The sequence below is a fragment of the Streptomyces sp. NPDC031554 genome, assembly GCF_055580685.1.
This window is the reverse complement of record NZ_JBVIKX010000014.1, coordinates 129,767-151,889: the sequence shown is the minus strand read 5'-3', so window position 1 is coordinate 151,889 and position 22,123 is coordinate 129,767. Positions and strand designations below refer to the sequence as shown.

Below are 22,123 nucleotides of genomic sequence, written 5' to 3'. Positions count from 1 at the left end.
CCGGCGGACCACACCGCGGACGCGGGGTCCGGCGCCGCTTCGGCCGGCGGGGCGCCCCTCTCGCCCGAAGGGGGCGCCTCCTAGCCGGGCGGGGCGTCCCTCTCACCCGGCGGGGGCGTCCCCGCCGGCGACCGTCTCAGTCGCAGCAGTCGGGATCCAGTCCCGTCGGCAGGCGGTCGCCGCCGAACACCGCGCAGGTCGCCTCGTGTCCGCCCAGCGCGGCGACCGCGAGCAGCAGCGACCCGGCGGTCCACGTCGTCAGCTCCTGCGGCCACAGGGCCGCGTCGTCGAAGACGTACCCCGTCCAGTACAGCCCGGACTCCGGGTCGCGCAGCCGCTGGATCCACTGGAGGATCTCCAGCGCCCGGTCGGACTCGCCCACCGCCCAGAGCGCCAGGGCGAGTTCGGCCGACTCCCCGCCGGTCACCCACGGGTTGGGCACGACACAGCGCACGCCGAGCCCCGGCACGACGAACCGGTCCCACATCTCCTCGATGCGGGCCTTGGCCTCCACGCCGGTGAGCGCGCCGCCGAGGACCGGGTAGTACCAGTCCATGGAGTAGCGGGACTTGTCCAGGAACCGCTCCGGGTGCCGGCGGACGGCGTGCCTGAGCGCGCCCGCCGCCAGCTCCCAGTCCGGCTGCGGTTCCTCGCGCTGCTCGGCGACGGCCAGGGCGCAGCGCAGCGCGTGGTGGACGGAGGAGGAGCCGGTCAGCAGCGCGTCCGCGGTGGGCGTGCCGTCGTCGTCGCGGCGCCAGCCGATCTGCCCGCCGCTCTGCTGGAGCCGCAGCACGTACTCGACCGCCGCGTGGACGACCGGCCACATGCGGTCCAGGAAGGTGTCGTCGCCGGTGGACAGGTAGTGGTGCCAGACGCCGACGGCGACGTAGGCGACGAAGTTGGTCTCCCGGCCGCGGTCGGTGACGTCGGCGAAGTCGCCGTCGGCGTAGGCGGCGTACCAGGAGCCGTCCTCGTTCTGGTGCCGGGCGAGCCATGCGTAGGCCCGCTCGGCGGCCTCGTGCTCGCCCGCCGCGTCCAGCGCCATCGCGGCCTCGGTGTGGTCCCACGGGTCGAGGTGGTGCCCGCGGAACCACGGGATGGCGCCGTCCTCCCGCTGCTCGGCCAGGATGCCGCGGACGGTCTCGACGGCCTGCTCGGCGGTGAGGACCCCGGGCAGGACCAGGTGTTCCGTCCGGGGAGTGGTCACTTGGCGTCCACCCGGGGCAGGTGGGGCTTGGTCGCGTACGCCACGAAGCTCTTGCCGATCAGCGGGTTCAGCGCCTGCTCGGCGACCCGGGTCGCCAGCGGCTTCTTCATGATGTCCCAGACCAGCAGCTTGTGGTACGCCCGCACCGGCAGCGCCTTGTCGTTGTCGACGCCGAACGCGCACTTCAGCCACCAGTACGGCGAGTGCAGCGCGTGGGCGTGGTGGCTGCCGTACGGCCGCAGGCCGGCCTCGCGGATCCTGGCGAGCAGTTCGTCCGCCTTGTAGATGCGGATGTGGCCGCCCTCGACCTCGTGGTAGGCGTCGGACAGGGTCCAGCAGACCTTCTCGGGTCCGTAGCGCGGGACGGTGATCGCGATGCGGCCGCCGGGCCTGAGGACCCGCACCATCTCGGCGAGGACGCCCTTGTCGTCGGGGATGTGCTCCATCACCTCGGAGATGATGACGACGTCGAAGGACTCGTCGGGGAAGGGCAGCGCGAGGGCGTCGCCCTCCATGGCGGTCGCGGTGGCGCCCTCGGGGGCCTCGCCCGCCTCCTTCATCGCCGCGAACCACTTGGCGACCTCGCGGATCTCCTCGCCGTTCCGGTCCAGCGCCACGACCTGGGCGCCGCGCCGGTAACACTCGAAGGCGTGGCGTCCCGCCCCGCAGCCGAGGTCCAGGACGCGGTCGCCCGGGGCGAGCGGGAACCGGGAGAAGTCGACGGTCAGCACGTGGCCCTGCTTTCGCGATCGGATGCGGCGCCGGCGTCGGGGACGACGTCCGCGGGTGGGGAGACGGGGGCGGAGGTACGGGGGGCCGCCGGCCGTGCGCCGGAAGGGCGTCCGCCGGCGGCGCGCTCGACGGCCTCGCGGTACCGCTCGACGGTGCCTTCGGCGGCGCGCGCCCAGGTGAACCGCTCCAGCACCCGTCGGCGTCCGGCCGCGCCCAGCCGGGCCCGCAGCCGCGGGTCGCCGAGCAGCCGGCCCAGCGCGGCGGCCAGCGCTCCCGCGTCGCCCGGCGGCACGGCCAGGCAGGTCTCCCCGTCGGGGCCCGCGACCTCGGGGGTGGCGCCGCCGGTGGTGGCCACGAGCGGGGTGCCGGTCGCCATGGCCTCCGCGGCCGGCAGCGAGAAGCCCTCGTAGAGGGAGGGCACGCAGGCGACCTCCGCCGAGCGGACCAGGTCGACGAGTTCGGCGTCGGAGATGCCCTTGACGAACTCGATGGCGCCCTCGAGGCCGTAGCGCTCCACCGCGGCGGCGACGGGGCCCTCCTGCGGGCGCTTGCCGACGACGACGAGGTGGGCGTCCGGGTGCTCGGTACGGACCTTGGCCAGCGCCTCGACGAGGAAGACCAGGCCCTTGAGCGGCACGTCGGCGCTGGACGTCGTGACGATGCGGCCCGGCACGACGGGCACCGACGGATCGGGCGCGAACAGGTCGGTGTCGGCGCCGATGTGGACGACGCGGATGCGGTCGTCGCGGACCCCGAGGTGGTCGACGATCTCCTGGCGGGAGGTCCCGGAGACGGTGAGCACGGACGGCAGGCGGCGGGCGACGCGCTTCTGCATGCGGGTGAAGGCGTACCAGCGGCGCACCGAGGCGCGCCGCTTCCAGCCCTCGGCGGCGTCCAGCTCCAGCTGCCGGTCGACGGTGATGGGGTGGTGGATGGTGGTGACCAGGGGGGCGCCGATGTCGCCCAGCAGGCCGTAGCCGAGGGTCTGGTTGTCGTGCACGACGTCGAACTCGCCGCGGCGGGCGCGCAGATGGCGGCGGGCGCGCAGGGAGAAGGTCAGCGGTTCGGGGAAGCCGCCGGTCCACATCGTCGCCACTTCGAGGGCGTCGACCCAGTCGCGGTACTCGTCGCGCTTCGGGGTGCGGAAGGGGTCGGGCTGGCGGTAGAGGTCCAGACTGGGCAGCTCGGTGAGGGAGAGCCGGTCGTCGTGGCCCTCGTCGAGGACGGGGTAGGGCTGGGAGCCGATGACCTCGACGCGGTGGCCGAGCCGGGCCAGTTCGCGCGAGAGGTGGCGGACGTAGACGCCCTGGCCGCCGCAGAACGGGTTCCCCTTGTAGGTGAGGAGCGCGATGTCGAGCGGTCGCCCGCCGTCCGCGGCGAGGTCCTGGGACCCCGCCTGACTGGCCTCAGCGGTCACTCCGGGCCCCCTTCTGCCTGCACTGTCCCGCGAGACTACGACGGGACGCTAATCTAGAACAAGTTTCAGACTTGATCGTCCGGGAGGCTCCGAATCTACCGGCAGGTAAGGACGCTGTGAGCAGTGGATCAGGTGATTCACGCCACGACCCGGCGTCCTGTGTCCGCCGAGCGATCCCCGGTCCTCACCGACCGTCACGGAACGGGACCCATGCCTGTGCAAGCCAAGAGGGACAAGGTGGACGCCGGCGTCCGGCGCCCCTCCACCGCCCCCCTCACCGAGCGGCAGGAGGCCCGTCGCCGCCGCATCCTGCACGCGAGCGCGCGCCTGGCGGGCCGGGGCGGGTTCGACGCGGTGCAGATGCGGGAGGTCGCCGAGTCCTCCCAGGTGGCCCTGGGCACGCTCTACCGCTACTTCCCGTCCAAGGTGCACCTGCTGGTCGCCACCATGCAGGACCAGTTGGAGCGCCTGCACGGCACGCTGCGGAGGAAGCCCCCGCAGGGCGACACCCCGGCCGCCCGCGTCGCGGAGACCCTGATGCGCGCCTTCCTGGCCCTCCAGCGCGAGCCCCACCTCGCCGACGCGATGGTGCGCGCCCTCACCTTCGCCGACCGCAGCGTCTCGCCCGAGGTCGACCAGGTCTCCCGCCAGACCACCGCGATCATCCTCGACGCGACGGGCCTCGCGGACCCCACCCCGCAGCAGCTCTGCGCGGTCCGCGTCATCGAACACACCTGGCACTCGGCCCTGATCACCTGGCTCTCGGGCCGCGCCTCCATCGCCCAGGTCCGCGTCGACATCGAGACGGCCTGCCGCCTGATCGACGCGCCGGATCCGGGGGCGCGGGAGTAGCGCTCCCCCGCGACCCACCACCGCGCCCGCCGCCCGCCCGTGCCCGCGGGCGGCCCTCGGGGCCTTTCCTACGGCCGAGTACAGTGGCCCGGTCGTCATCACACCCGTACGGGGGAAAGCCGGCGCGATTCCGGCGCCGGCCCTTTCCCAGGTCTCGACTCCGCTCGTCCCGGGGAGACCCCTGTCCGTGAGCCATGCAGAACCACCCGTGGCCGGCCGGACCGCCCCGGACGGGACCGTGACCGGCTCCCGTGCGCCGGCGCCGCCGCCGCACGGACACCGTCGAGGTACGCGGAGCCGAGCCGCCGGGGTGTCCCGCGCCGCCCGGCTCCCTGACAGGGAGAGGCACCCGCCGATCATGAACGTCCGCCGCAGCGCCGCCGTCCTGGCCGCCACCGCAGTGATCGGCGTCGCCACGCCCGCCGTGGCCGCGTCCCCGTCGCCGGCCCCGTCCGTGGCGATCCCGTCCGGTCTGTACGGCACCGCCGACCCGACGTACGACGGGGTCTGGCGCCAGTCGCTCGCGCTGCTCGCCCAGGACACCGTCGGGGTGAGGCCGGCGGAGAAGGCCGTGGCCTGGCTGACCGGCCAGCAGTGCGCGAACGGCTCCTTCGCCGCGTTCCGCGCCGCCCCCGCCACGGCCTGCGACGCGAAGCTGATGGTCGACACCAACAGCACGGCCGCCGCCGTGCAGGCCCTCGCGGCCCTCGGCGGTCACGAGGCCGCGGCGGAGAAGGCCGTCGGCTGGCTGAAGTCCGTGCAGAACGCGGACGGCGGCTGGGGGTACGCCCCCGGCGGCGCCAGCGACACCAACTCGACGGCCGTCGTCGTCGGCGCCCTGGCCGCGGCCGGGGAGAAGCCCGCGGAGGTCGTCAAGGGCGGGAAGTCGCCGTACGACGCCCTGGTCCGGCTCGCGCTGCCCTGTGCCGACGGCGGCGCCTTCGCCTACCAGCCCGACAAGCAGGGCGCGTTGACGGCCAACGCCGACGCGACGGCCGCGGGCGTCCTCGGCTCGCTCGGTGAGGGCCTGGCGGCCGGCGCCGGGAAGAAGGCGGACGAGACCGCCTGCGCCGCCCCCGCCACCCCGCGGCAGGCCGCCGCCAACGGCGCCGCCTACCTGGCGAAGGCCGTCGCGAAGGACGGCTACCTGACCTCGGTGCTCCCCGGCGCCGAGAACCAGCCCGACTACGGCAACACCGCCGACGCCGTGGTCGCGCTCGCCGCGCAGGGCGGCGCCGCGCAGGCGGGCAAGCCGCTGGCCTGGCTCCGGAGCAACGCCGCCTCCTGGGCGAAGCAGAGCGGCCCCGCCGCCTGGGCCCAGCTGGTCCTCGCCGCCCACGCGACGGGCACCGACCCGCGCGCGTTCGGCGGCACCGACCTGGTCGCCGCCCTGAACGCGACGGGCCCGGCCCCGCAGGCCGCCGGCTCCGCGAAGAACGACGGCGCGGACGACGCGGACGAGGCGGGGCAGGACTCCGAGGACGGCTTCGGCGTCTGGTGGACCGTCGGCGTCTTCCTCGTCGCCGGCATCGGCATCGGCTTCCTGGTCAGCGGCCGCAGGAAGCAGCAGCCGTGACACGCCGTGCCGTCGCCCTGTTCGCCGCCGCGCTGTTCCTGGCCCTGGCCGGCACCGGCCCGGCCCGGGCGGCCGGTTACCGCTACTGGTCGTTCTGGGACCGCGACGGCGACCGCTGGGTCTACGCCACCGAGGGCCCCGCCACGGCCCGTCCCTCCGACGGCGCCGTGCAGGGCTTCCGTTTCGCGGTCAGCGAGGACTCGCAGGACGCGTCGCGGCCGCGCGGCACGGCCTCGTTCGCGTCGGTCTGCGCGCGGACCCCGGAGCGGGACGGCATGAAGCGCGTCGCCCTGGTCGTCGACTTCGGCACCGCCGCGGACGCGCCGTCCGGCGAGCGGCCGCCCGCCGCCCGCACGGCCTGCGCCCGCGTACCGGACGACGCGACCACGGCGGAGGCTCTCGCCGCCACCGCGAAACCCCTGCGCTACGACGCGAACGCGCTGCTGTGCGCGATCGCGGGCTACCCGCAGAAGGGCTGCGGGGACCAGGTGTCGACGGACGGGGACGGGCGGGGGGACGGGTCCTCGGCTTCGCCGGACTCCTCCGCTCCCTCGGACGCCTCGGCGTCCTCCGCGCGGGACGGCGGTCCGTCCGTGGGCGTCTACGCGGGCGGCGCGCTGATCGCCGCCCTGGCCGCGGCGGCGGTGTGGCAGGCCCGGCGGCGCCGGAATGACTGAGGGCTCCCGCCCCGGCACCTCCGGTACCACCGGCACCCGCGCCACCGGGGCCGGGGTGCGCGCCCGCCCCGCCGGGGACCGCGCCCGGCGGACGCCGGCGGGACGGGCCGTCCCCCGGCTCCACCCCGGCGCCTGGTGGCTGTGGGCCCTGGGACTGGGCACGGCCGCGACCCGCACCACCAACCCGCTCCTGCTGGCCCTCCTCCTCACCGTCTCCGCACACGTCGTCCTCACCTGCCGTCCCCGCACCCCCTGGTCCCGGTCCTACTCCGCCTTCCTCCACCTCGCCCTGGCCGTCCTCGCGGTCCGCCTCTTCTTCGTCGTGTTCCTCGGCTCCCCCGTCCCCGGCACCCACGTGATCGCGACCCTCCCCGAAGTCCCGCTCCCGGACTGGGCGCAGGGCATCCGGCTGGGCGGCAGGGTGACCGCCGAGGGCGTCGTGTTCGCGCTGTACGACGGTCTGCGCCTGGCCACCCTCCTCGTCTGCGTCGGTGCCGCGAACGCCCTGGCGAGCCCCTCCCGTCTCCTGAAGGCCCTGCCCGGCGCCCTGTACGAGGCGGGGGTCGCCGTCGTGGTGGCGCTCACCTTCGCGCCGTACCTCATCGCCGACGTCCAGCGGCTGCGGGCCGCCCGCCGGCTGCGCGGCCGCCCGGACCGGGGCCTGCGCGGTCTGTTCCAGGTGGCGCTGCCGGTCCTGGAGGGAGCCCTGGAGCGCTCCGTCGCCCTCGCCGCCGCCATGGACGCCCGCGGCTACGGCCGTACCGCCGACGTCCCGCCCCGCGTCCGCCGCACCACGGCCGTCCTCACCCTGGGCGGTCTGCTCGGCGTCTGCGCGGGGACGTACGGCCTGCTCACCGCGGCGGGCGGCACGTACGGGCTGCCGGTGCTCGCCGCCGGCGCCGCCGCCGCGCTCGCCGGTCTGAAACTGGGCGGGCGCCGCTCGCCGCGCACCCGCTACCGCCCGGACCGCTGGACCCCGCGGGCCTGCCTGGTCGCCGGGTCCGGCGTGGCGGTCGCCGCGCTGCTGACGCTCGCCGCCTCCGCCGACCCGCAGGCCCTGCACCCCGGCGTGATCCCGCTCACGGCGCCCACGCTCCCCCTGTGGCCCGCCGCGGCCGTGCTCGTCGGCCTGCTGCCCGCCCTGCTGTCCGCCCCGCTCCCGAAGGAGCCGTCGTCGTGATCCGCTTCGAGAACGTCTCCGTGACCTACGACGGCTGTCCCGAAGCCACCGTGCGGGACGTCGACTTCGAGATACCGGAAGGGGAACTGGTGCTGCTCGCCGGCCCGTCCGGGGTCGGCAAGTCGACGCTGCTGGGCACGGTCGGCGGTCTCGTGCCGCACTTCACGGGCGGCACCCTGCGCGGCCGGGTGACGGTCGCCGGCCGCGACACCCGCACCCACAAACCGCGTGAACTCGCCGACGTGGTGGGGACGGTGGGCCAGGATCCGCTGTCGCACTTCGTCACGGACACCGTGGAGGAGGAACTCGCCTACGGCATGGAGTCGTTGGGCCTGCCCCCGGCGGTGATGCGCCGCCGGGTGGAGGAGACCCTCGACCTGCTCGGCCTGGCCGGCCTGCGCGACCGTCCGATCGCCACGCTCTCCGGGGGCCAGCGGCAGCGCGTCGCGATCGGCTCGGTCCTCACCCCGCACCCCCGCGTCCTGGTCCTGGACGAGCCGACCTCCGCGCTCGACCCGGCCGCCGCGGAGGAGGTCCTCGCCGTCCTGCTCCGCCTGGTGCACGACCTCGGGACGACCGTCCTGCTCGCGGAACACCGTCTGGAACGCGTCCTGCAGTACGCCGACCGGGTCGCCCTGCTGCCCGCGCCCGGTGCCGCCCCGGTGCTGGGCACCCCGGCCGAGATCATGGCCGTGTCGCCGGTGTGCCCGCCGGTGGTGGAGCTGGGCCGGCTGGCGGGCTGGTCCCCGTTGCCGCTGACCGTCCGCGACGCCCGGCGCCGGGCGGGTGACCTGCGCGAACGGCTGGCCGGACGGGCGCCCGGGCACCGCCCGCCCGCCGTCGCCGGGCCGCCGCCGGCGCCGCCGCGTCCGGCACCGCCCCGGTGGCGCCGGCGCTCCGCTCCCGCCCCGGCCGCGTCCGCGCCCCCGGCGCAGGTCCGTTCCCTCTCCGTGCGCCGGGCCGGGGTGCGGGCGCTGCGCGACGTCGACCTCACGGTGTCCCCCGGCGAGACCGTCGCCCTCATGGGCCGCAACGGCGCCGGCAAGTCCACCCTGCTCAACACACTCGTGGGCCTGGTCGAGCCGTCCTCGGGCACGGTCCGGGCGGGCGGCGCGCTCCCCCACCGCACCGCGCCCCGCGACCTCGTGCGCCGGGTCGGCCTCGTCCCGCAGGAGCCCCGCGACCTGCTGTACGCCGACACGGTCGCCGCCGAGTGCGCGGCCGCGGACCGGGACGCGCAGGCCGCCCCCGGCACCTGCCGCGCCCTCGTCCGCGACCTGCTCCCCGGCATCGCCGACGGCACCCACCCCCGTGACCTGTCCGAGGGCCAGCGCCTGACGCTGGCGCTGGCGATCGTCCTGGCCGCCCGCCCGCCGCTGCTCCTGCTGGACGAACCGACCCGCGGTCTGGACTACGCGGCGAAGACCCGCCTGGTCGGCCTGTTGCGCGGGCTGGCCGCCGCCGGGCACGCGATCGTGCTGGCCACGCACGACGTGGAGCTGGCGGCGGAGCTGGCCCACCGGGTCGTGCTGCTGGCCGAGGGCGAGGTGATCGCGGACGGTCCGACGGCCGAGGTGATCGTCTCCTCACCGTCCTTCGCCCCGCAGGTGACGAAGATCCTGGCCCCGCAGGAGTGGCTGACCGTCGCCCAGGTGCGGGAGGCCCTGCGGTGACCGCGGCCCACCGGCCCGGACCGGCGCCGGCCGGGCGCACCCGGGCGGTCCGTCTCGGTCCCCGTTCCGTGGCGGCGCTCGGGCTCGTCAGCGCGGTCGGGGTGGTCGCCTTCGCCTGGCCGTTCCTGGCCCCGCCCGACTCGGCGCTGAACGCGCACGCGCAGGACGCCCCCTGGCTGTTCGCGGGGCTGCTGGTCCTGCTGGTCGCGGTGGTGGCGGCGACGATCTCGGAGTCGGGGCTCGGCGCGAAGGCGGTCGCGATGCTCGGCGTGCTGGCGGCGACCGGCGCCGCCCTGCGTCCGATCGGGGCCGGTACGGCGGGCATCGAGCCGATGTTCTTCCTGATGGTGCTCAGCGGCCGGGTCCTCGGTCCCGGCTTCGGCTTCGTGCTGGGCTCGGTCACGATGTTCGCGTCCGCCCTGCTCACGGGCGGGGTGGGCCCGTGGATGCCGTTCCAGATGCTGTCCATGGGCTGGTTCACGATGGGCGCCGGCCTGCTGCCGGGTCCGGACCGGCTGCGCGGCCGGGGCGAATCGGCACTGCTCGCGGTCTACGGCTTCCTGGCCGCCTTCGCCTACGGCACGGCGATGAACATGGCGGGCTGGCCCTTCCTGGGCGAGCTGGCCTCGCGCATCGCCTTCGACCCGGACGCGACCGTGCCGGAGAACCTGGCCCGCTTCCTCGCGTACTGCGCGGCCACCTCGCTGGGCTGGGACCTGGGCCGGGCCGTCGTCACCGTCGTGCTGACCCTGACGCTGGGGCCGGCCGTGCTCAGGGCGCTCCGCAGGGCGACCCGGCGCGCGGCCTTCGAGACCGCGGTCACATTCGAGGGCCCCGAAGCCGCGCCGGAGGACCGCCGTCCGGTGAAGCACCCCACATGACCCACCTCACCTACGATCCTCCCTAGTGGGACTTTTCGGACGCCATGTCCATGAGAATCACCGCCCTGACCTGCACGTCGAGAGCCAGGTCACACGAGCGGCCCGCACCCCGAATGCGGCCACGACTAGTAAAAGGGGTCATTGCGGACCCCTGCCGGTCCTGCTTCTCTGGATGACGTCGCACGGCGCCGACGAGCCCCCGGGCCCCCGGCGCCGACGCATGCAGCCCCCCGCCGCACATCACGCGGTGCGGCCACGCACCGCGTGACTCCGCGTGCTCCGCGACGCACCTGTCCCCGAAGAAAAAGGTTCTCCGTGACCGTCTCCGTCATCCGCCGCATCGCCTCCCCGAAGAAGGCCCTCACCGCCGCCGCCCTGGCCGCCGCGACCGCCGGCATGGCGCTGTCCGCGGCTCCCGCCCAGGCCTCGACCGTGACCTCCGCCTCCCAGGCCAGGACGATCGCGCACCAGATGATCCCGGACGCCGCGCAGTTCGACGCGTTCAGCAAGATCGTGCAGCACGAGAGCAACTGGAACGTCAACGCCACCAACTCCTCGTCCGGCGCCTACGGCCTGGTCCAGGCGCTGCCGGGCAACAAGATGGCCTCGGCCGGCTCCGACTGGAAGACCAACGCCAAGACCCAGATCGCGTGGGGTCTCGACTACATGAACTCCCGCTACGGCAGCCCCGCCGACGCCTGGTCCTTCTGGCAGGCCAACGGCTGGTACTGAGCCACGCCGACCCCGCACGCGTGAGGCGGCGGCCCCCCGATCCCCGGGGGCCGCCGCCTCACGCCTTTCCCGCGCCGGTCTCCCCCGGTCTCCCCGCCCTCCCGCGCCGGTCCCGGTGCCGGTCCGGCGGGGCGATATCCTCGCTCCTTCGTTCGGGCGGAGTGCACCGCCCCGCCGCCCCGATCCCCGAAGGAACCCGTTCGTGACCTCTGTACCGGCGCCCGGCCGCGATCGGCTGCCCTCGCTGACCGGGCTCCGCTTCTGGGCGGCGCTGCTGGTCGTCCTGTACCACCTGTCCCGGCAGGCGGGCACCGTGCCGGGACTCAGCGAGGCGGTCTGGTACGGCCGGAGCGGGGTGACGTTCTTCTTCGTGCTGTCGGGGGCCGTCCTGGCCTGGACGTACGACGGCCTGCGGGTGCCCGTACGGATCTTCCTGTGGCGCCGGTTCGCCCGCGTCTGGCCGCTGCTCGCCTTCGCCGTGGCGGCGTCGGTCGCCGTCCACCTCCTGATGGGCCGGGTCGTGTCCGTGCGGGCGGTGGTCGCGAACCTGCTGCTGGTGCACGCCTGGTTCCCCGAGCCGGTCATCTTCAAGGGCGGCAACCCCGCGGCCTGGTCGCTCAGTGACGAGGCCTGGTTCTACCTGGTCTTCCCGGCACTGCTGGCCCTGCTGGCGGGCCGCAGGGCGAGGATCTGGGCGTGGACCGCCGCCGCCGTCGTCGTCGCCACCCTCGCCCTGTGGCCGGCGCTGTCGGGTCTGTCGCCGGTCACGCGCGCGTGGGCGCTCGACTACCTGCCGCTGACGCGGGGCCTGCAGTTCGTGCTGGGCGTGGTGGCGGGGCTCGCGCTGAAGCGCGGCTGGCGCCCGCCCGTGTCGCTGCCCGTGGCCGCCGGCCTCGTCGTCGCCTGGCACCTCGCGCTGATCCCCTGGCACCACGCCGTGCCCGACGCCCTGTGGTACAGCCCGTACACGGCCTCCCAGTGGCTCTCGGCACCGGTCTTCGCGGCCCTCATCTGCGCCGCCGCCCGGGCCGACCTGGACGGCCGCCGCACCGGACTGGGCGGCCCCTGGACGATCCGGCTCGGCCACTGGTCGTTCGCCTGGTACCTCCTCCACGAGATCGTCCTGCGCGCGGCCCTCTTCCACTGGGGCAGGCCCGCCCCCGGCGCCGCCACCCTCCTCTTCTGGGCCGGCGTCCTCCTGGTCAGCCAGGCCGCCGCGGGCGCCGCGTACCACTGGCTGGAGCACCCGGCCGAACGGTGGCTGAGGGGCCGCGTGGGCCGCCCCGCCGCGTCCTCCGTCCGCCCGCCCGCCGAGGTGGGCGGACGGTAGCCCGCACGGTCCGCCCCGGTTCAGGTACCGAGCCGCCCCGGTTCAGCTGCGTGCCGTCCGTTCCCTCTCCGGCTCCGCCCGGCGCCCCTCCCCCGGGGGCGCCGCCGTCACCGGCCGCGCCCGCGGCCCCTGCAGCAGGTACGCCAGCCCGAAGCCGGCGAGGACGACCGCCGCGCCGCCCACCGCGTCGAGGACCCAGTGGTTGCCGGTGGCCACGATCGCGGAGACCGTGAGGAGGGGGTGCAGGAGGCCCAGGGCCTTCATCCACCACCGCGGGGCGACGATCGCGATCACCGTGCCGCACCACAGGGACCAGCCGAAGTGCAGGGAGGGCATCGCCGCGTACTGGTTGGTCAGGGCCGTCAGCGTGCCGTAGTCGGGCTGGGTGAAGTCCTGCGCGCCGTGGACGGTGTCGACGATGCCCAGGCCGGGCATCAGGCGCGGCGGGGCCAGCGGGTAGAGCCAGAAGCCGACGAGGGCGAGCAGGGTCGCGAAGCCGAGGGAGGCGCGGGCCCAGCGGTAGTCCACGGGGCGGCGCCAGTAGAGGACGGCCAGCACCGACAGCGGGACCACGAAGTGGAACGACGTGTAGTAGAAGTCGAAGAAGTCGCGGAGCCGGCCGGCCTCGACGACCGCGTGGTTGGCCCAGCGCTCGATGTCGATGTGGAGGAAGCGCTCGATGTCGAGGATCTCGCGGCCGTGGGCCTCCGCGCGCCGGCGTCCCCCCGAGATCGTCCCGCCCGTCGCCGCCAGCCGGACCTGCTGGTACGCCGCGTAGGTGACGCGGAGCAGCAGCAGCTCCAGGAGGAGGTTGGGGCGGGTGAGGACCCGGCGCGCGAACGGCAGCGGCGGGACGCGCCTCAAGCGGGCCGGGACGGGGTCGGCGTACTCCGTCGGGACCGGGGTGCGGTGGTACGGGGAGGTGCGGGGCAGGAAGGGCACGACCGTCGCGGCGGCCAGCGCGGCCAGCAGCACGACGTTGTCGCGCAGGGGGTACAGGGCCGCCATGTCCGGCAGCATCATCGTCGCCGGGAGGGTCATGACCAGGACGACGGTGACCGGCCAGACGTAACGGTCCGAGGCCCGCTCGCCGACCCGGCCGACCACCGCCGGCAGGAGCCACAGGAGCTGGTGCTGCCAGGTCGTCGGGGACACGGCGATGGCGGCGCAGCCGGTGATCGACACCGCGAGCAGGAGCTGGCCGTCGCGGGCGTACCGCACCGCCCGGCGGACGCCGAGGACGGCCACGGCCGCGCCCAGCGTCAGGAACAGGGCGATCTCCGGCGGACCGGACAGGCCGAGGCGCAGCAGGGCGCCGTGCAGGGACTGGTTGCCGAGGGCGTCCGCCTCGCCGCCGAGGCCCGCGCCGGCCATGTGGTGGACCCAGTAGGTGTACGAGTCGTGCGGCATCGCCGCCCAGGCGAGCAGCGTGCAGGCCAGGAACGACACGCCCGCGGTCGCGGCGGCCCGGCGCCGGCCGGTGAACCACAGCAGCGCGGCGAACAGCAGGACGGCCGGCTGGAGGGCCGCCGCCAGGCCGATCAGCGCACCGCCCGCGTGCCGCCCGCGCACGACGAAGCAGCCGAGCAGGACGAGCAGGACGGGGATGATGCTGGTCTGGCCGAGCCAGAGGGTGTTGCGGACGGGCAGGGACAGCATCAGCAGGCTGATCGCGACGGGCGCGGCCAGCAGCGAGGTGCGTCCGCCCACCGGCTGCGGCAGGGCCCGCGCGACGACCAGGCCGAGCGCGACGACCAGCAGCAGCGTCCCGAAGGTCCAGCCCCAGCCGAGGGCCTGTTCGGCCGCCCGGGTGAGGGGCTTGAGGACGAGTCCCCCGAAGGGGGTGCCGGTGAAGCGCGTCGAGTCGTAGAGCGAACCGTTGACGTGCAGGACGCCGTCGGGTCCGACCCAGGTCTCCAGGTCCGTCAGCCGCTCTCCGCGCGGGGTGCCGAGGACGACGGCCACCTGCCGGACGGCGAGGACGGCGGCGACCAGCCAGAGGCCGAGGCGGGCCACGCGCAGGCGTGCTCCCGCCGTGTCGGCCGCGCCCGCTCCGAAGGGTTCCGCCGGCCGCCCGCTGTGCTCCGCATTCGCCACGCCTCGTAGGCCTCCCGCCCCGTAGGTCCCACGCGTTCCCTCATGGGGTCGCTCCACGAGCCCTCTCCGTCAGCCTCGGGAGGCTCGTGGCACCCCCCGACAAGGACGCAGGCCGCCCTGCCCTCACCTGACGTCCGTTCTCCTTTTGTCCGGAAGACGATAGTGCGCGGGGCCGTGGGCGGTTCCGCCGGACGCGCGGTGATCCGCCGGGCCGGACGGACGAGGGGGGCCTACGGGGGCGCTGACCGGCCGGTTCCCGCCGGTGCCGGTCCCGGACGGTCCGGGCGGACGGGAACTCGGGCGCGTTGCGCGGCGTTGACGAATCGGCCAGTGTTTCCGGCAGAGGTGCCGGGGCCGACCGGGAGGCGGACGCATGAGCGAATCACGGATCTGGGACACCGTCGACGCCTACCTCACCGCCCGTCTCGCCCCGGACGACGAGGTCACCGCGGCCGCGCTGCGCGACAGCGAGGCGGCCGGACTGCCGGCGATCGGCGTCACGGCGAACCAGGGCAAGCTGCTCCGGCTCCTCGCGGAGATCCAGGGCGCCCGCACCGTCCTGGAGATCGGCACACTCGGCGGCTACAGCACCATCTGGCTGGCCAGGGCGCTCCCGGCCGACGGCCGGCTCGTCTCCCTGGAGTACAGCCCGAAGCACGCGGAGGTCGCCGTCCGCAACATCGCGCGGGCGGGCCTCGACCAGCGGGTCGAGGTGCGGGTGGGCGCGGCCCTGGACTCGCTGCCGCTGCTGGCGGACGAGAACCCGCCCCCCTTCGACCTGGTCTTCATCGACGCCGACAAGGTCAACAGCGCCCGCTACGTGGAGTGGGCGCTGCGGCTCACCCGCGCCGGCAGCCTGATCGTCGTCGACAACGTCGTGCGGGGCGGCCGAGTGGCGGACGCGGACAGCGGCGAGGAGGACGTACGGGGCGCCCGCGAGGCGATCGAGCTCATCGCCGCGCACCCCAGGCTGAGCGGCACGGCGATCCAGACGGTGGGCGCCAAGGGCCACGACGGCTTCGCCCTGGCGCGCGTGCTGGCCTGACCCCGGACCACCGGGGCCGGGGGCCCGGGGCCTGCGGTCTCCCGGGGCCCCGGCCCCGCGGACCGGCAGGACCCCGTCCCGTCCTCAGGCCTCGTGGTAGAAGCCCACGTTGACGCTGCGTGGGCCGGTGCGGTCCACGACGACGATCTCGCCGTTGCCGCCCCGCGGGAGCTGCACGGTCCCGCCGTAGGCGATGGTCTGGGCGTACTCGCCGACCACCAGGCGGACCTCGGAGGACGGGTCCGGCTGGGAGCCGCGCAGCCAGCTGACCTGCCAGACGCCCTCGGGACCGCACCGGAACTCCAGGTGGACCCGGGAGACGAACAGCCACTCCTCGGGCGTGACGAGGCGGCACACGGACTTGTCCCGGCCCACCCGCAGCACGGCGCCCGGCTCGCTGGGCGCGTCGGCCATGAGCATGCCGGCCGTGGCACCCTCTTCCGCTCCGGAGACGGTGGCCATGGTGAGTTCGAGCACGTGCGCTCCTCGAGAGATGTCTGTCCGACGGTGTCCGAACTGTGCGTGCACAGCCGCCGCATACTAAATCGCCCGGCCCCGCCGCGTCCGGCACAATGGACGCATGACCGAGCGAAAGCCACCCGGTGTCCCGTTCGAGTCCTGGGTCGACAAGCAGATCCAGGACGCGGAGCGGCGCGGGGAGTTCGATCATCTCGCGGGCGCGGGAAGGCCGTTGGACCCGGAGATCGAGAGTCCCTACGACGAACTGTGGTGGGTCAGGCGCAAGATGGCACGCGAGGGGCTCTCGGTCCTGCCTCCCGCGCTGGCCCTGCGCAAGGAGGCGGAGGACGCCCTCGCCGCGGCGTACGCGGCACCGTCGGAGCGGACCGTCCGGAAGATCCTCACGGACGTCAACGTCAAGCTCCGCGACATGATGTTCAAGCCGCCGCCCGGCCCCCCGCTGGGCATGAAGCCCTACGACGTCGAAGAGGTCGTACGGCAGTGGCGGGAGCGCCGGGCGGCCGGGAAGGGCTAGTGCCGTGGCGGGCGACGTTCGCCCGTGAAGGAGCGGCGTCCGGTGCGTGCTCTCGGCGTGCCGGCCGGAGTCCCTCGTACTGGACGTACCCGGGACTTCGGCCGGTGCGGCGAGAGTGCGTGCCGGGCGTCGCGACGGGGCGGACGTCGCCCGTCGCGGCACCAAGGTCTTTCTCCCGGACGGGGCCGTTACAGGTGTATCAGCCGGTCCGTCAGCTCCCGGTAGTCCCGCAGGGCCAGCCGGAGCTGCTCGGTGTCGGCGGTCCCGGCGACCTCGCCCTTCTTGCCGTCGGCGAGCTGCCAGGAGCCGCGCAGGGTGCGGCGGCGGCTGTTCACGGCGTCGGTGAAGCGGGCGGCCAGTTCCTCCAGGACCTGGTCGGCCTCCTCGACCGCGTCGCGGGGCCGGTCCACGAAGCCGGCGACCGCGTGCCGCATCCGCTCGGAGAGCTTGTCGCACTCGTCGTGCGGGAGCAGCGAGGTGCCATCGGCGTCGCGGGTGACCGGGGCGGCGCCGGTGCTCCGGGAGGTGCCGGTGCTCGGGGCGGCGCCGGTGCTCCGGGAGGTGTCGTGGCCCGTGCCGTCCTCGACGGCCCCGGCCGGGGCGCCGCCGGTCGCGGCGGCACGCCGGTCGCGGCCGTCGGTGACGGGGTCCGCGGACGGTTCGAGCGCCGGACCCGTGGACGGTTCGACGGTCGGGCCGGCGGGACCGGCGGCCACCGGGCTCTGCGACCCGAGCCCCTGTCCCCGCGCGGGTTCCCGCGCCGGTCCCGGCTCCCGGCCGTGCCCCTGGCTCTCCCCCAGCGGTACGACCCGGGGCTGCGCCTGGTCGTGCTCCTGCTCCTGTGCCGTGCGGCGGTACTCGCCGCCGGAAGTGACGTCGGACATGCCTGTTCACCCCTCCTTGGTCTGGTGCCGGTGGAAGCCCGGCAGATGGAACCCCGAGCCGCCCTCGCGGTGCGCGGCCCGGTCGTCCCCGGCGGTCCGGGCCGTCAGCGCGTGGTGGCGTCCCCCGCCCACCAGGTCCTCGAAGAGGGCGCGGGCCTCGACCAGGGCGGACCGCAGGTCCTCGGTGCCGGGGGCCTCGCCGCCCCGCGCGCCGCCGTCCTGGTGGAAGCGGGTGACGTGGTGCACGTGCCGGTAGCCCTGCACGTGGTCGGCGTGGTGCACGGCGAGCGCGGCGACCTGCTCGTCGTAGTCCCCGCCGTCCGGGTAGCCGCGGGCGCCGGCGACCTCGGACAGGATCCGGTCCGCCTCGGCGACCGCCTCGCGCGGGGAGTCGACGAAGCGCTCCTGCGCCGCCGCCCAGCGGGTCTCGAACCGCTCGCGCTCGGCGGGCTCCAACGGCCGTTCCTTCAGCCCGCCGTGCCGCTCCACCAGACCGCCGAGTTCCCGCTCGGCCGCCTTGACGTCCCCTCCGTGCCGGGCCACCGCCCGGTCGTACTCGGGTCCGAAGCGGCGCTTCAGGCCCCGTCCTCCCTGTGACGCCCCTCGGGCCCGCGCGGCCAGGACGGCCGCGACGGCGAGGACGGCCGCCACGATCACGATCAGAGCGATGATCACGCCTGTGGACATGGTTGCCTTCCGGTGTTTCGGCCCCTCGGGCCGGCTCACGGTTCGTGTTGCCCGGACCGCGGCGGGCAAACGGCACCCGTGCCGTGCCGGCGCGCCGGACGTACGCCGGACGCCGGGGAGCGACGTCGCCCGGCCGGCGCGTCCGGTCCCGCGCATCCGGTTGCGGGCCCGCCGGAGAAGCCGCCGAGAATGAGCGGCATGACGTCCTGGACCATCGCCCCGGAACCCGCGGACTCCCCCGTCGCCGCCGCGCTGTGGCGGGAGTACTACACCGAGGTCAGCGACCGCTGGTACCTGCTGCACGAGGGCCGGCGGACCGGCCCGGCCGAGCTGGAGCGGGGGATCGCCGCCGGTGCCGGGGCCGGTCCGGTGCCGCCCGGCGGCCGGCTGCTGGTCGCCCGGTACGGCGGTGAGCCGGCCGGGAGCGCGGGCGTACGGCTCCTCGACGCGGCGACGGCCGAGCTGACGCGGGTGTTCGTGCGGCCGGGGATGCGGGGCAGAGGCGGCGGGCCGCGGCTCGTCGGGGCCGCCGAGGAGGCCGCCCGCGCGCTCGGCGCCCGACGGATGGTCCTCGACACCCGCGGCGACCTCGTCGAGGCCCGCGCCCTGTACGCCCGGTGCGGCTACCGGGAAAGCGCCCCGCACAACGCCGACCCCTACGCCGAGCACTGGTTCTCCAAGGACCTGACCGGCGGGGGCGTCGGCGGCGCGGACGGCGGCGCCGGGCTCCTCAGCTGAACCGGGTCACCGGGCGTTCCTCGCGCGGCTGTTCGCGGTCGGACCCGCACAGTTCGTCGTTCAGCTCCCGCACCAGCTGCGTCAGGTCGGTGGGGCGGTCCGGGCCCCACCAGTCGCCGAGCAGGTCGGCCAGCGACTCCTCGCGGGCCAGGGAAAGGCGTTCGGCGGCCTCGCGGCCCGCGTCGGTCGGCACCAGGTCGAGGCCCTCGCGCACGGCGAGCCGGCGTTCCTCTATCTGCCGGGCGGCCTCCAGGATCACGGGCAGCGGGACGGGGCCGCGCTCGGCGAGCCTGCTGGGCTCGACGCTGCCGTGGCGCTTCATCCGCAGCAGCATCCAGCTCGCGGCGGGCAGCAGGTCGTAGCCGGCCCGTGCGGTGATCGTCCGGTAGATCTCGCGGCGGCCCTCGCGGGTGCCGAGGACGGACAGGGCCCGGCAGACCTCGTCGTACGAGGAGCGCTCGACGGGGTTGCTGGCCAGTGTCTCCGTGACGTCCGGCGCGGTGACCGAGGCGCGCAGCGGGTCCTCCTTGAGGAACCAGGCGAGGAGGAAGCCGAGGAGGGCGACCGGGGCGGCGTACAGGAAGACGTCCGTGATGGACGAGGCGTAGGCGTGCAGGACCGGCGGGCGCAGGGCGGCCGGCAGGTCGCCGATGACGCGCGGGTCGGCCTCCAGCGCGTCGAGGGAGACGGCGGGCGGGAGGTCGACGCCGCGGAAGGCGTCCGCGAGTTTGCCGCCGAGGCGGTCGGTGAAGACCGTGCCGAAGATGGCGACGCCGAAGGAGGCCCCGATGGAGCGGAAGAAGGTCGCGCCGGAGGTGGCCACGCCGAGGTCCTGGTAGGAGACGGCGTTCTGCACGATGAGGACCAGGACCTGCATCACCAGGCCGAGCCCCAGGCCGAAGACGAAGAAGAAGACGCTCATCTCGGCCGTGGAGCTGTGCTCGTCGAGCTGGTGCAGCAGGAGCAGGCCGACGGTCGTCACGGCGGTGCCGACGACCGGGAACACCTTCCAGCGGCCGGTGCGGCTGACGATCTGCCCCGACGCCGTCGACGCCAGCAGCAGGCCGGCCACCATCGGCAGCATGTGCACGCCGGACAGGGTGGGCGAGACGCCGTGGACGACCTGGAGGAAGGTCGGCAGGTAGGTCATCGCGCCGAACATCGCGAAGCCGATGATGAAGCTGATCACCGCGGACAGCGTGAAGGTGCGGATGCGGAACAGTTTGAGCGGCAGGACGGGTTCCGCGGCCCTGCGTTCCACGGCCACGAACACGACGGCCAGGACCACGCCCAGCACCGCGAGTCCGACGATCCGCGGCGAGCCCCAGGCCCAGGTGGTGCCGCCCAGGGAGGCCACCAGCACCAGGCAGGTGGCGACCGAGGCGATGAGGAAGGTGCCGAGGTAGTCGATGACGTGCTTCGTCCGTCTGCGCGGGATGTGCAGGACGGCCGCGATGACGCCGAGCGCGACGACACCGAGCGGGAGGTTGACGTAGAAGACCCAGCGCCAGCTCAGATGCTGGGTGAAGAGGCCGCCCAGGAGGGGGCCGAGGACGCTGGTCGTGCCGAAGACGGCGCCGAACAGGCCCTGGTAGCGGCCGCGCTCGCGGGGCGGGACGATGTCGCCGACGATCGCCATCGACAGCACGATCAGCCCGCCGCCGCCCAGGCCCTGCAGCGCGCGGAAGCCGATGAGCTGCGGCATGTTCTGCGCCGTCCCGCACAGGGCCGAGCCGATCAGGAAGATCACGATGGCGAGCTGGAACAGCGTCTTGCGCCCGTACTGGTCGCCCAGTTTGCCCCACAGCGGGGTCGCGGCGGTCGACGCCAGCAGGTAGGCCGTGACCACCCAGGAGAGGTGGTCCAGGCCGCCCAGGTCGCTGACGATCGTGGGCAGCGCCGTCGAGACGATCGTCTGGTCGAGGGCGGCGAGCAGCATGCCGAGCAGCAGCGCGCCGATCGACACGAAGACGTTGCCGGGCACGTGCTCCTGACGGGGCTCCCCCGTCAGGGCCTGCTCGTCCAAGGCCATGGATGCCTCCTGAGGCTCGCGTGGACCCTTCCATCGTGATCGGTGTGTCCCGTTATGGCCTGTCGAGTCCTTGCGGAACCTCTCGTTCCGGGGGTGGCGGGCGGCCGGTTGTGTGGAGGATCTGCATAATCCTTGGAGTTTGGATGGGGAGGGGCGAACGGGTGAACGATCCGACGAACGGACAGGGGCGGCCGGGGGAACCGGCGCAGCCGCGGCGGCACGGGCATCCGTGTCCGCGGTGCGGCGCGCTCCGGGCGGCGGACAACACCCCGTCCTGCGCCTGCGCGCGACAGGCCTCCGACGCCCTGCGCGACACCCGCGAGGCGGAGGCGGCGGCCGCGGAGGACTTCGATCCGCTGCGGATACGGCCGTACGTGGAACTCGGGCAGGGATCCGGAGCCGGGTCCGGGTCCGACGCCGGTCCGGGGGCCGGGAAGACGGCGGCCGACGACATGACGATGCCGCTGCCGACGGCCTCCGTGCCCGACGGGGCCGCCGTGTCCGACGCGACCATGCCCCTGCGGGTCGTCCCCCCGTCGGCCGCGGCCCCCGTGCCGGCACCGCTCACGCCGTCCGGCTCCGTGCCCAGCGACACCGACCTGAGCCTGTTCGAGGCGGGCGGCGGGAGCGGGGACGGGCCGTACGACGACGAGGGGACCGCGCGCGGACGCCGGCGCCGCACGCTGCTGATCGCGTCCACCGCCGCCGTCGTCGCCGTGATCGCCGCGGCCGGGCTGGCGAGCGGGATGTTCTCCTACGAGGCGCCGGCCCGGGACCGGGCCGCCTCCGAGGAGGTCCGGGCGGCCGTTCCCGACACCTCGACCAGCGCGCCCCCGGCGTCGCCGTCCGCGAGCCGCTCCGCGTCCCCCTCGGCGTCGAGCGCGTCGCCGTCGCCCTCCGAGAGCGCGAGCGCGTCACCCTCCGCGGCGGAGTCGAGCGCCTCCCCGTCGCCCTCCCGCACCACCGAGCCGAGCCCGAGCGCGTCGGACACCCGGGCCACGCCGTCCCTCGCGCCGGGGAACGGGGCCGACGGCGACGGCGGCGGCGAAGTGACCGCCCTGCGCCGCGGGGACCGGGGACCGGAGGTGACCGAACTCCAGCTGCGGCTGCGGCAGGTGTACCTCTACAACGACGAGGCGAACGGGATGTTCAACGGCCGGGTCGAGGACGCCCTGCGCAACTACCAGTGGTCACGGGGCGTCCAGGGCGACGAACTGGGCACGTACGGGGCGGCGACCCGGGCGCGGCTGGAGTCGGAGACGAAGGAGCCCTGACCCCGGGCGGGCCGGGCCGTGCGGCCTCGGGCGTCGGCGTTCGGTGTCGGCCGGGGCGTCGGTGCGGGGACGTCGGTGCGGGCGCGTGCACGCGCGATCGTCAGGGCTTCAGCCG

General features: G+C 75.0%; 20 protein-coding genes. 12 read left to right on the top strand and 8 right to left on the bottom strand.

The genetic code is table 11. The annotated features are described in order from the left end of the window. Nucleotides 1–136: 136 nt before the first annotated feature. From ACZ5FU_RS30100 to ACZ5FU_RS30090, 3 genes are read right to left on the bottom strand one after another with little or no spacing between them, the layout of a single operon-like run. Nucleotides 137–1,207, bottom strand: a complete 1,071-nt coding sequence (locus ACZ5FU_RS30100) for a prenyltransferase (protein WP_451526538.1) — start codon at nucleotides 1,205–1,207, stop codon at nucleotides 137–139. Next, nucleotides 1,204–1,938, bottom strand: a complete 735-nt coding sequence (locus ACZ5FU_RS30095; protein ID WP_451526539.1) for a class I SAM-dependent methyltransferase — start codon at nucleotides 1,936–1,938, stop codon at nucleotides 1,204–1,206. The genes ACZ5FU_RS30100 and ACZ5FU_RS30095 overlap by 4 nt, the downstream gene beginning before the upstream one ends. Further along, nucleotides 1,932–3,356, bottom strand: a complete 1,425-nt coding sequence (locus ACZ5FU_RS30090) for a glycosyltransferase family 4 protein (RefSeq protein WP_451526540.1) — start codon at nucleotides 3,354–3,356, stop codon at nucleotides 1,932–1,934. The genes ACZ5FU_RS30095 and ACZ5FU_RS30090 overlap by 7 nt, the downstream gene beginning before the upstream one ends. Nucleotides 3,357–3,566: 210 nt before the next feature. On the opposite strand from ACZ5FU_RS30090, the gene ACZ5FU_RS30085 reads away from it, so the two are divergent. The 8 genes from ACZ5FU_RS30085 (at nucleotide 3,567) to ACZ5FU_RS30050 (ending at nucleotide 12,257) form a co-directional block, all read left to right on the top strand. After that, nucleotides 3,567–4,208 (top strand): TetR family transcriptional regulator, encoded by a 642-nt coding sequence (locus ACZ5FU_RS30085; RefSeq protein ID WP_451526541.1) that lies wholly within the window; start codon nucleotides 3,567–3,569, stop codon nucleotides 4,206–4,208. Between the two features lie 358 nt (nucleotides 4,209–4,566). Next, the gene (locus ACZ5FU_RS30080) at nucleotides 4,567–5,784 is read left to right on the top strand and encodes a prenyltransferase/squalene oxidase repeat-containing protein (protein ID WP_451526542.1); all 1,218 of its coding nucleotides are present in this window, start codon (nucleotides 4,567–4,569) and stop codon (nucleotides 5,782–5,784) included. Then, entirely contained in the window at nucleotides 5,781–6,461 is a 681-nt protein-coding gene (locus tag ACZ5FU_RS30075; RefSeq protein WP_451776382.1) for an SCO2322 family protein, read from the top strand. The genes ACZ5FU_RS30080 and ACZ5FU_RS30075 overlap by 4 nt, the downstream gene beginning before the upstream one ends. Next, nucleotides 6,454–7,641 carry an energy-coupling factor transporter transmembrane component T gene (locus ACZ5FU_RS30070; RefSeq protein WP_468643522.1) on the top strand — a complete coding sequence of 396 codons (1,188 nt, stop codon included), beginning with the start codon at nucleotides 6,454–6,456 and terminating at the stop codon, nucleotides 7,639–7,641. The genes ACZ5FU_RS30075 and ACZ5FU_RS30070 overlap by 8 nt, the downstream gene beginning before the upstream one ends. Beyond that, the gene (locus ACZ5FU_RS30065) at nucleotides 7,638–9,314 is read left to right on the top strand and encodes an ABC transporter ATP-binding protein (RefSeq protein ID WP_451526545.1); all 1,677 of its coding nucleotides are present in this window, start codon (nucleotides 7,638–7,640) and stop codon (nucleotides 9,312–9,314) included. Before ACZ5FU_RS30070 ends, ACZ5FU_RS30065 begins: the two co-directional genes overlap by 4 nt. Beyond that, on the top strand, nucleotides 9,311–10,195 hold the full coding sequence (locus tag ACZ5FU_RS30060) for an ECF transporter S component (RefSeq protein ID WP_451776377.1): 885 nt from the start codon (nucleotides 9,311–9,313) through the stop codon (nucleotides 10,193–10,195). Before ACZ5FU_RS30065 ends, ACZ5FU_RS30060 begins: the two co-directional genes overlap by 4 nt. A 315-nt stretch (nucleotides 10,196–10,510) precedes the next feature. Next, nucleotides 10,511–10,927 (top strand): aggregation-promoting factor C-terminal-like domain-containing protein, encoded by a 417-nt coding sequence (locus tag ACZ5FU_RS30055; RefSeq protein WP_451526547.1) that lies wholly within the window; start codon nucleotides 10,511–10,513, stop codon nucleotides 10,925–10,927. A gap of 202 nt (nucleotides 10,928–11,129) precedes the next feature. Then, nucleotides 11,130–12,257, top strand: coding sequence for an acyltransferase family protein (locus tag ACZ5FU_RS30050; RefSeq protein WP_469047456.1), 1,128 nt, complete (start codon nucleotides 11,130–11,132; stop codon nucleotides 12,255–12,257). 42 nt (nucleotides 12,258–12,299) lie between these two features. On the opposite strand, the gene ACZ5FU_RS30045 is transcribed toward ACZ5FU_RS30050, so the two are convergent. Then, the gene (locus ACZ5FU_RS30045; RefSeq protein WP_469047455.1) at nucleotides 12,300–14,354 is read right to left on the bottom strand and encodes a bifunctional glycosyltransferase 87/phosphatase PAP2 family protein; all 2,055 of its coding nucleotides are present in this window, start codon (nucleotides 14,352–14,354) and stop codon (nucleotides 12,300–12,302) included. A gap of 373 nt (nucleotides 14,355–14,727) precedes the next feature. Between ACZ5FU_RS30045 and ACZ5FU_RS30040 the strand changes: the two genes are divergently transcribed. Continuing rightward, on the top strand, nucleotides 14,728–15,399 hold the full coding sequence (locus ACZ5FU_RS30040; protein WP_451526550.1) for an O-methyltransferase: 672 nt from the start codon (nucleotides 14,728–14,730) through the stop codon (nucleotides 15,397–15,399). Nucleotides 15,400–15,483: 84 nt separating this feature from the next. On the opposite strand, the gene ACZ5FU_RS30035 is transcribed toward ACZ5FU_RS30040, so the two are convergent. Next, on the bottom strand, nucleotides 15,484–15,876 hold the full coding sequence (locus ACZ5FU_RS30035; protein WP_451526551.1) for an FHA domain-containing protein: 393 nt from the start codon (nucleotides 15,874–15,876) through the stop codon (nucleotides 15,484–15,486). Nucleotides 15,877–15,979: 103 nt separating this feature from the next. Between ACZ5FU_RS30035 and ACZ5FU_RS30030 the strand changes: the two genes are divergently transcribed. Next, the gene (locus ACZ5FU_RS30030) at nucleotides 15,980–16,393 is read left to right on the top strand and encodes a DnaJ family domain-containing protein (RefSeq protein ID WP_451526552.1); all 414 of its coding nucleotides are present in this window, start codon (nucleotides 15,980–15,982) and stop codon (nucleotides 16,391–16,393) included. Between the two features lie 188 nt (nucleotides 16,394–16,581). On the opposite strand, the gene ACZ5FU_RS30025 is transcribed toward ACZ5FU_RS30030, so the two are convergent. Continuing rightward, entirely contained in the window at nucleotides 16,582–17,277 is a 696-nt protein-coding gene (locus ACZ5FU_RS30025) for a hypothetical protein (protein WP_469047453.1), read from the bottom strand. Nucleotides 17,278–17,283: 6 nt separating this feature from the next. Next, nucleotides 17,284–17,964 (bottom strand): hypothetical protein, encoded by a 681-nt coding sequence (locus ACZ5FU_RS30020; RefSeq protein WP_451526554.1) that lies wholly within the window; start codon nucleotides 17,962–17,964, stop codon nucleotides 17,284–17,286. Nucleotides 17,965–18,153: 189 nt separating this feature from the next. On the opposite strand from ACZ5FU_RS30020, the gene ACZ5FU_RS30015 reads away from it, so the two are divergent. Next, nucleotides 18,154–18,702, top strand: a complete 549-nt coding sequence (locus tag ACZ5FU_RS30015; protein WP_451526555.1) for a GNAT family N-acetyltransferase — start codon at nucleotides 18,154–18,156, stop codon at nucleotides 18,700–18,702. Here ACZ5FU_RS30015 and ACZ5FU_RS30010 read toward each other — a convergent pair. Beyond that, nucleotides 18,695–20,734 (bottom strand): DHA2 family efflux MFS transporter permease subunit, encoded by a 2,040-nt coding sequence (locus tag ACZ5FU_RS30010; protein ID WP_451526556.1) that lies wholly within the window; start codon nucleotides 20,732–20,734, stop codon nucleotides 18,695–18,697. The genes ACZ5FU_RS30015 and ACZ5FU_RS30010 overlap by 8 nt on opposite strands. Nucleotides 20,735–20,895: 161 nt before the next feature. Here ACZ5FU_RS30010 and ACZ5FU_RS30005 point away from each other — a divergent pair, with 161 nt between their 5' ends. Next, complete coding sequence (locus ACZ5FU_RS30005) at nucleotides 20,896–22,008, top strand: peptidoglycan-binding domain-containing protein (RefSeq protein WP_468643507.1); 1,113 nt, start codon at nucleotides 20,896–20,898, stop codon at nucleotides 22,006–22,008. Nucleotides 22,009–22,123 lie beyond the last annotated feature (115 nt).

What these genes read in the sequence shown, in the direction of transcription:
- ACZ5FU_RS30085 (WP_451526541.1), top strand. Translation starts at nt 3,567, where the DNA reads ATGCCTGTGCAAGCCAAGAGGGACAAGGTGGACGCCGGCGTCCGGCGC.
- ACZ5FU_RS30080 (WP_451526542.1), top strand. Translation starts at nt 4,567, where the DNA reads ATGAACGTCCGCCGCAGCGCCGCCGTCCTGGCCGCCACCGCAGTGATC.
- ACZ5FU_RS30070 (WP_468643522.1), top strand. Translation starts at nt 6,454, where the DNA reads ATGACTGAGGGCTCCCGCCCCGGCACCTCCGGTACCACCGGCACCCGC.
- ACZ5FU_RS30040 (WP_451526550.1), top strand. Translation starts at nt 14,728, where the DNA reads ATGAGCGAATCACGGATCTGGGACACCGTCGACGCCTACCTCACCGCC.
- ACZ5FU_RS30030 (WP_451526552.1), top strand. Translation starts at nt 15,980, where the DNA reads ATGACCGAGCGAAAGCCACCCGGTGTCCCGTTCGAGTCCTGGGTCGAC.
- ACZ5FU_RS30025 (WP_469047453.1), bottom strand. Translation starts at nt 17,277, where the DNA reads ATGTCCGACGTCACTTCCGGCGGCGAGTACCGCCGCACGGCACAGGAG.
- ACZ5FU_RS30020 (WP_451526554.1), bottom strand. Translation starts at nt 17,964, where the DNA reads ATGTCCACAGGCGTGATCATCGCTCTGATCGTGATCGTGGCGGCCGTC.
- ACZ5FU_RS30015 (WP_451526555.1), top strand. Translation starts at nt 18,154, where the DNA reads ATGAGCGGCATGACGTCCTGGACCATCGCCCCGGAACCCGCGGACTCC.
- ACZ5FU_RS30010 (WP_451526556.1), bottom strand. Translation starts at nt 20,734, where the DNA reads ATGGCCTTGGACGAGCAGGCCCTGACGGGGGAGCCCCGTCAGGAGCAC.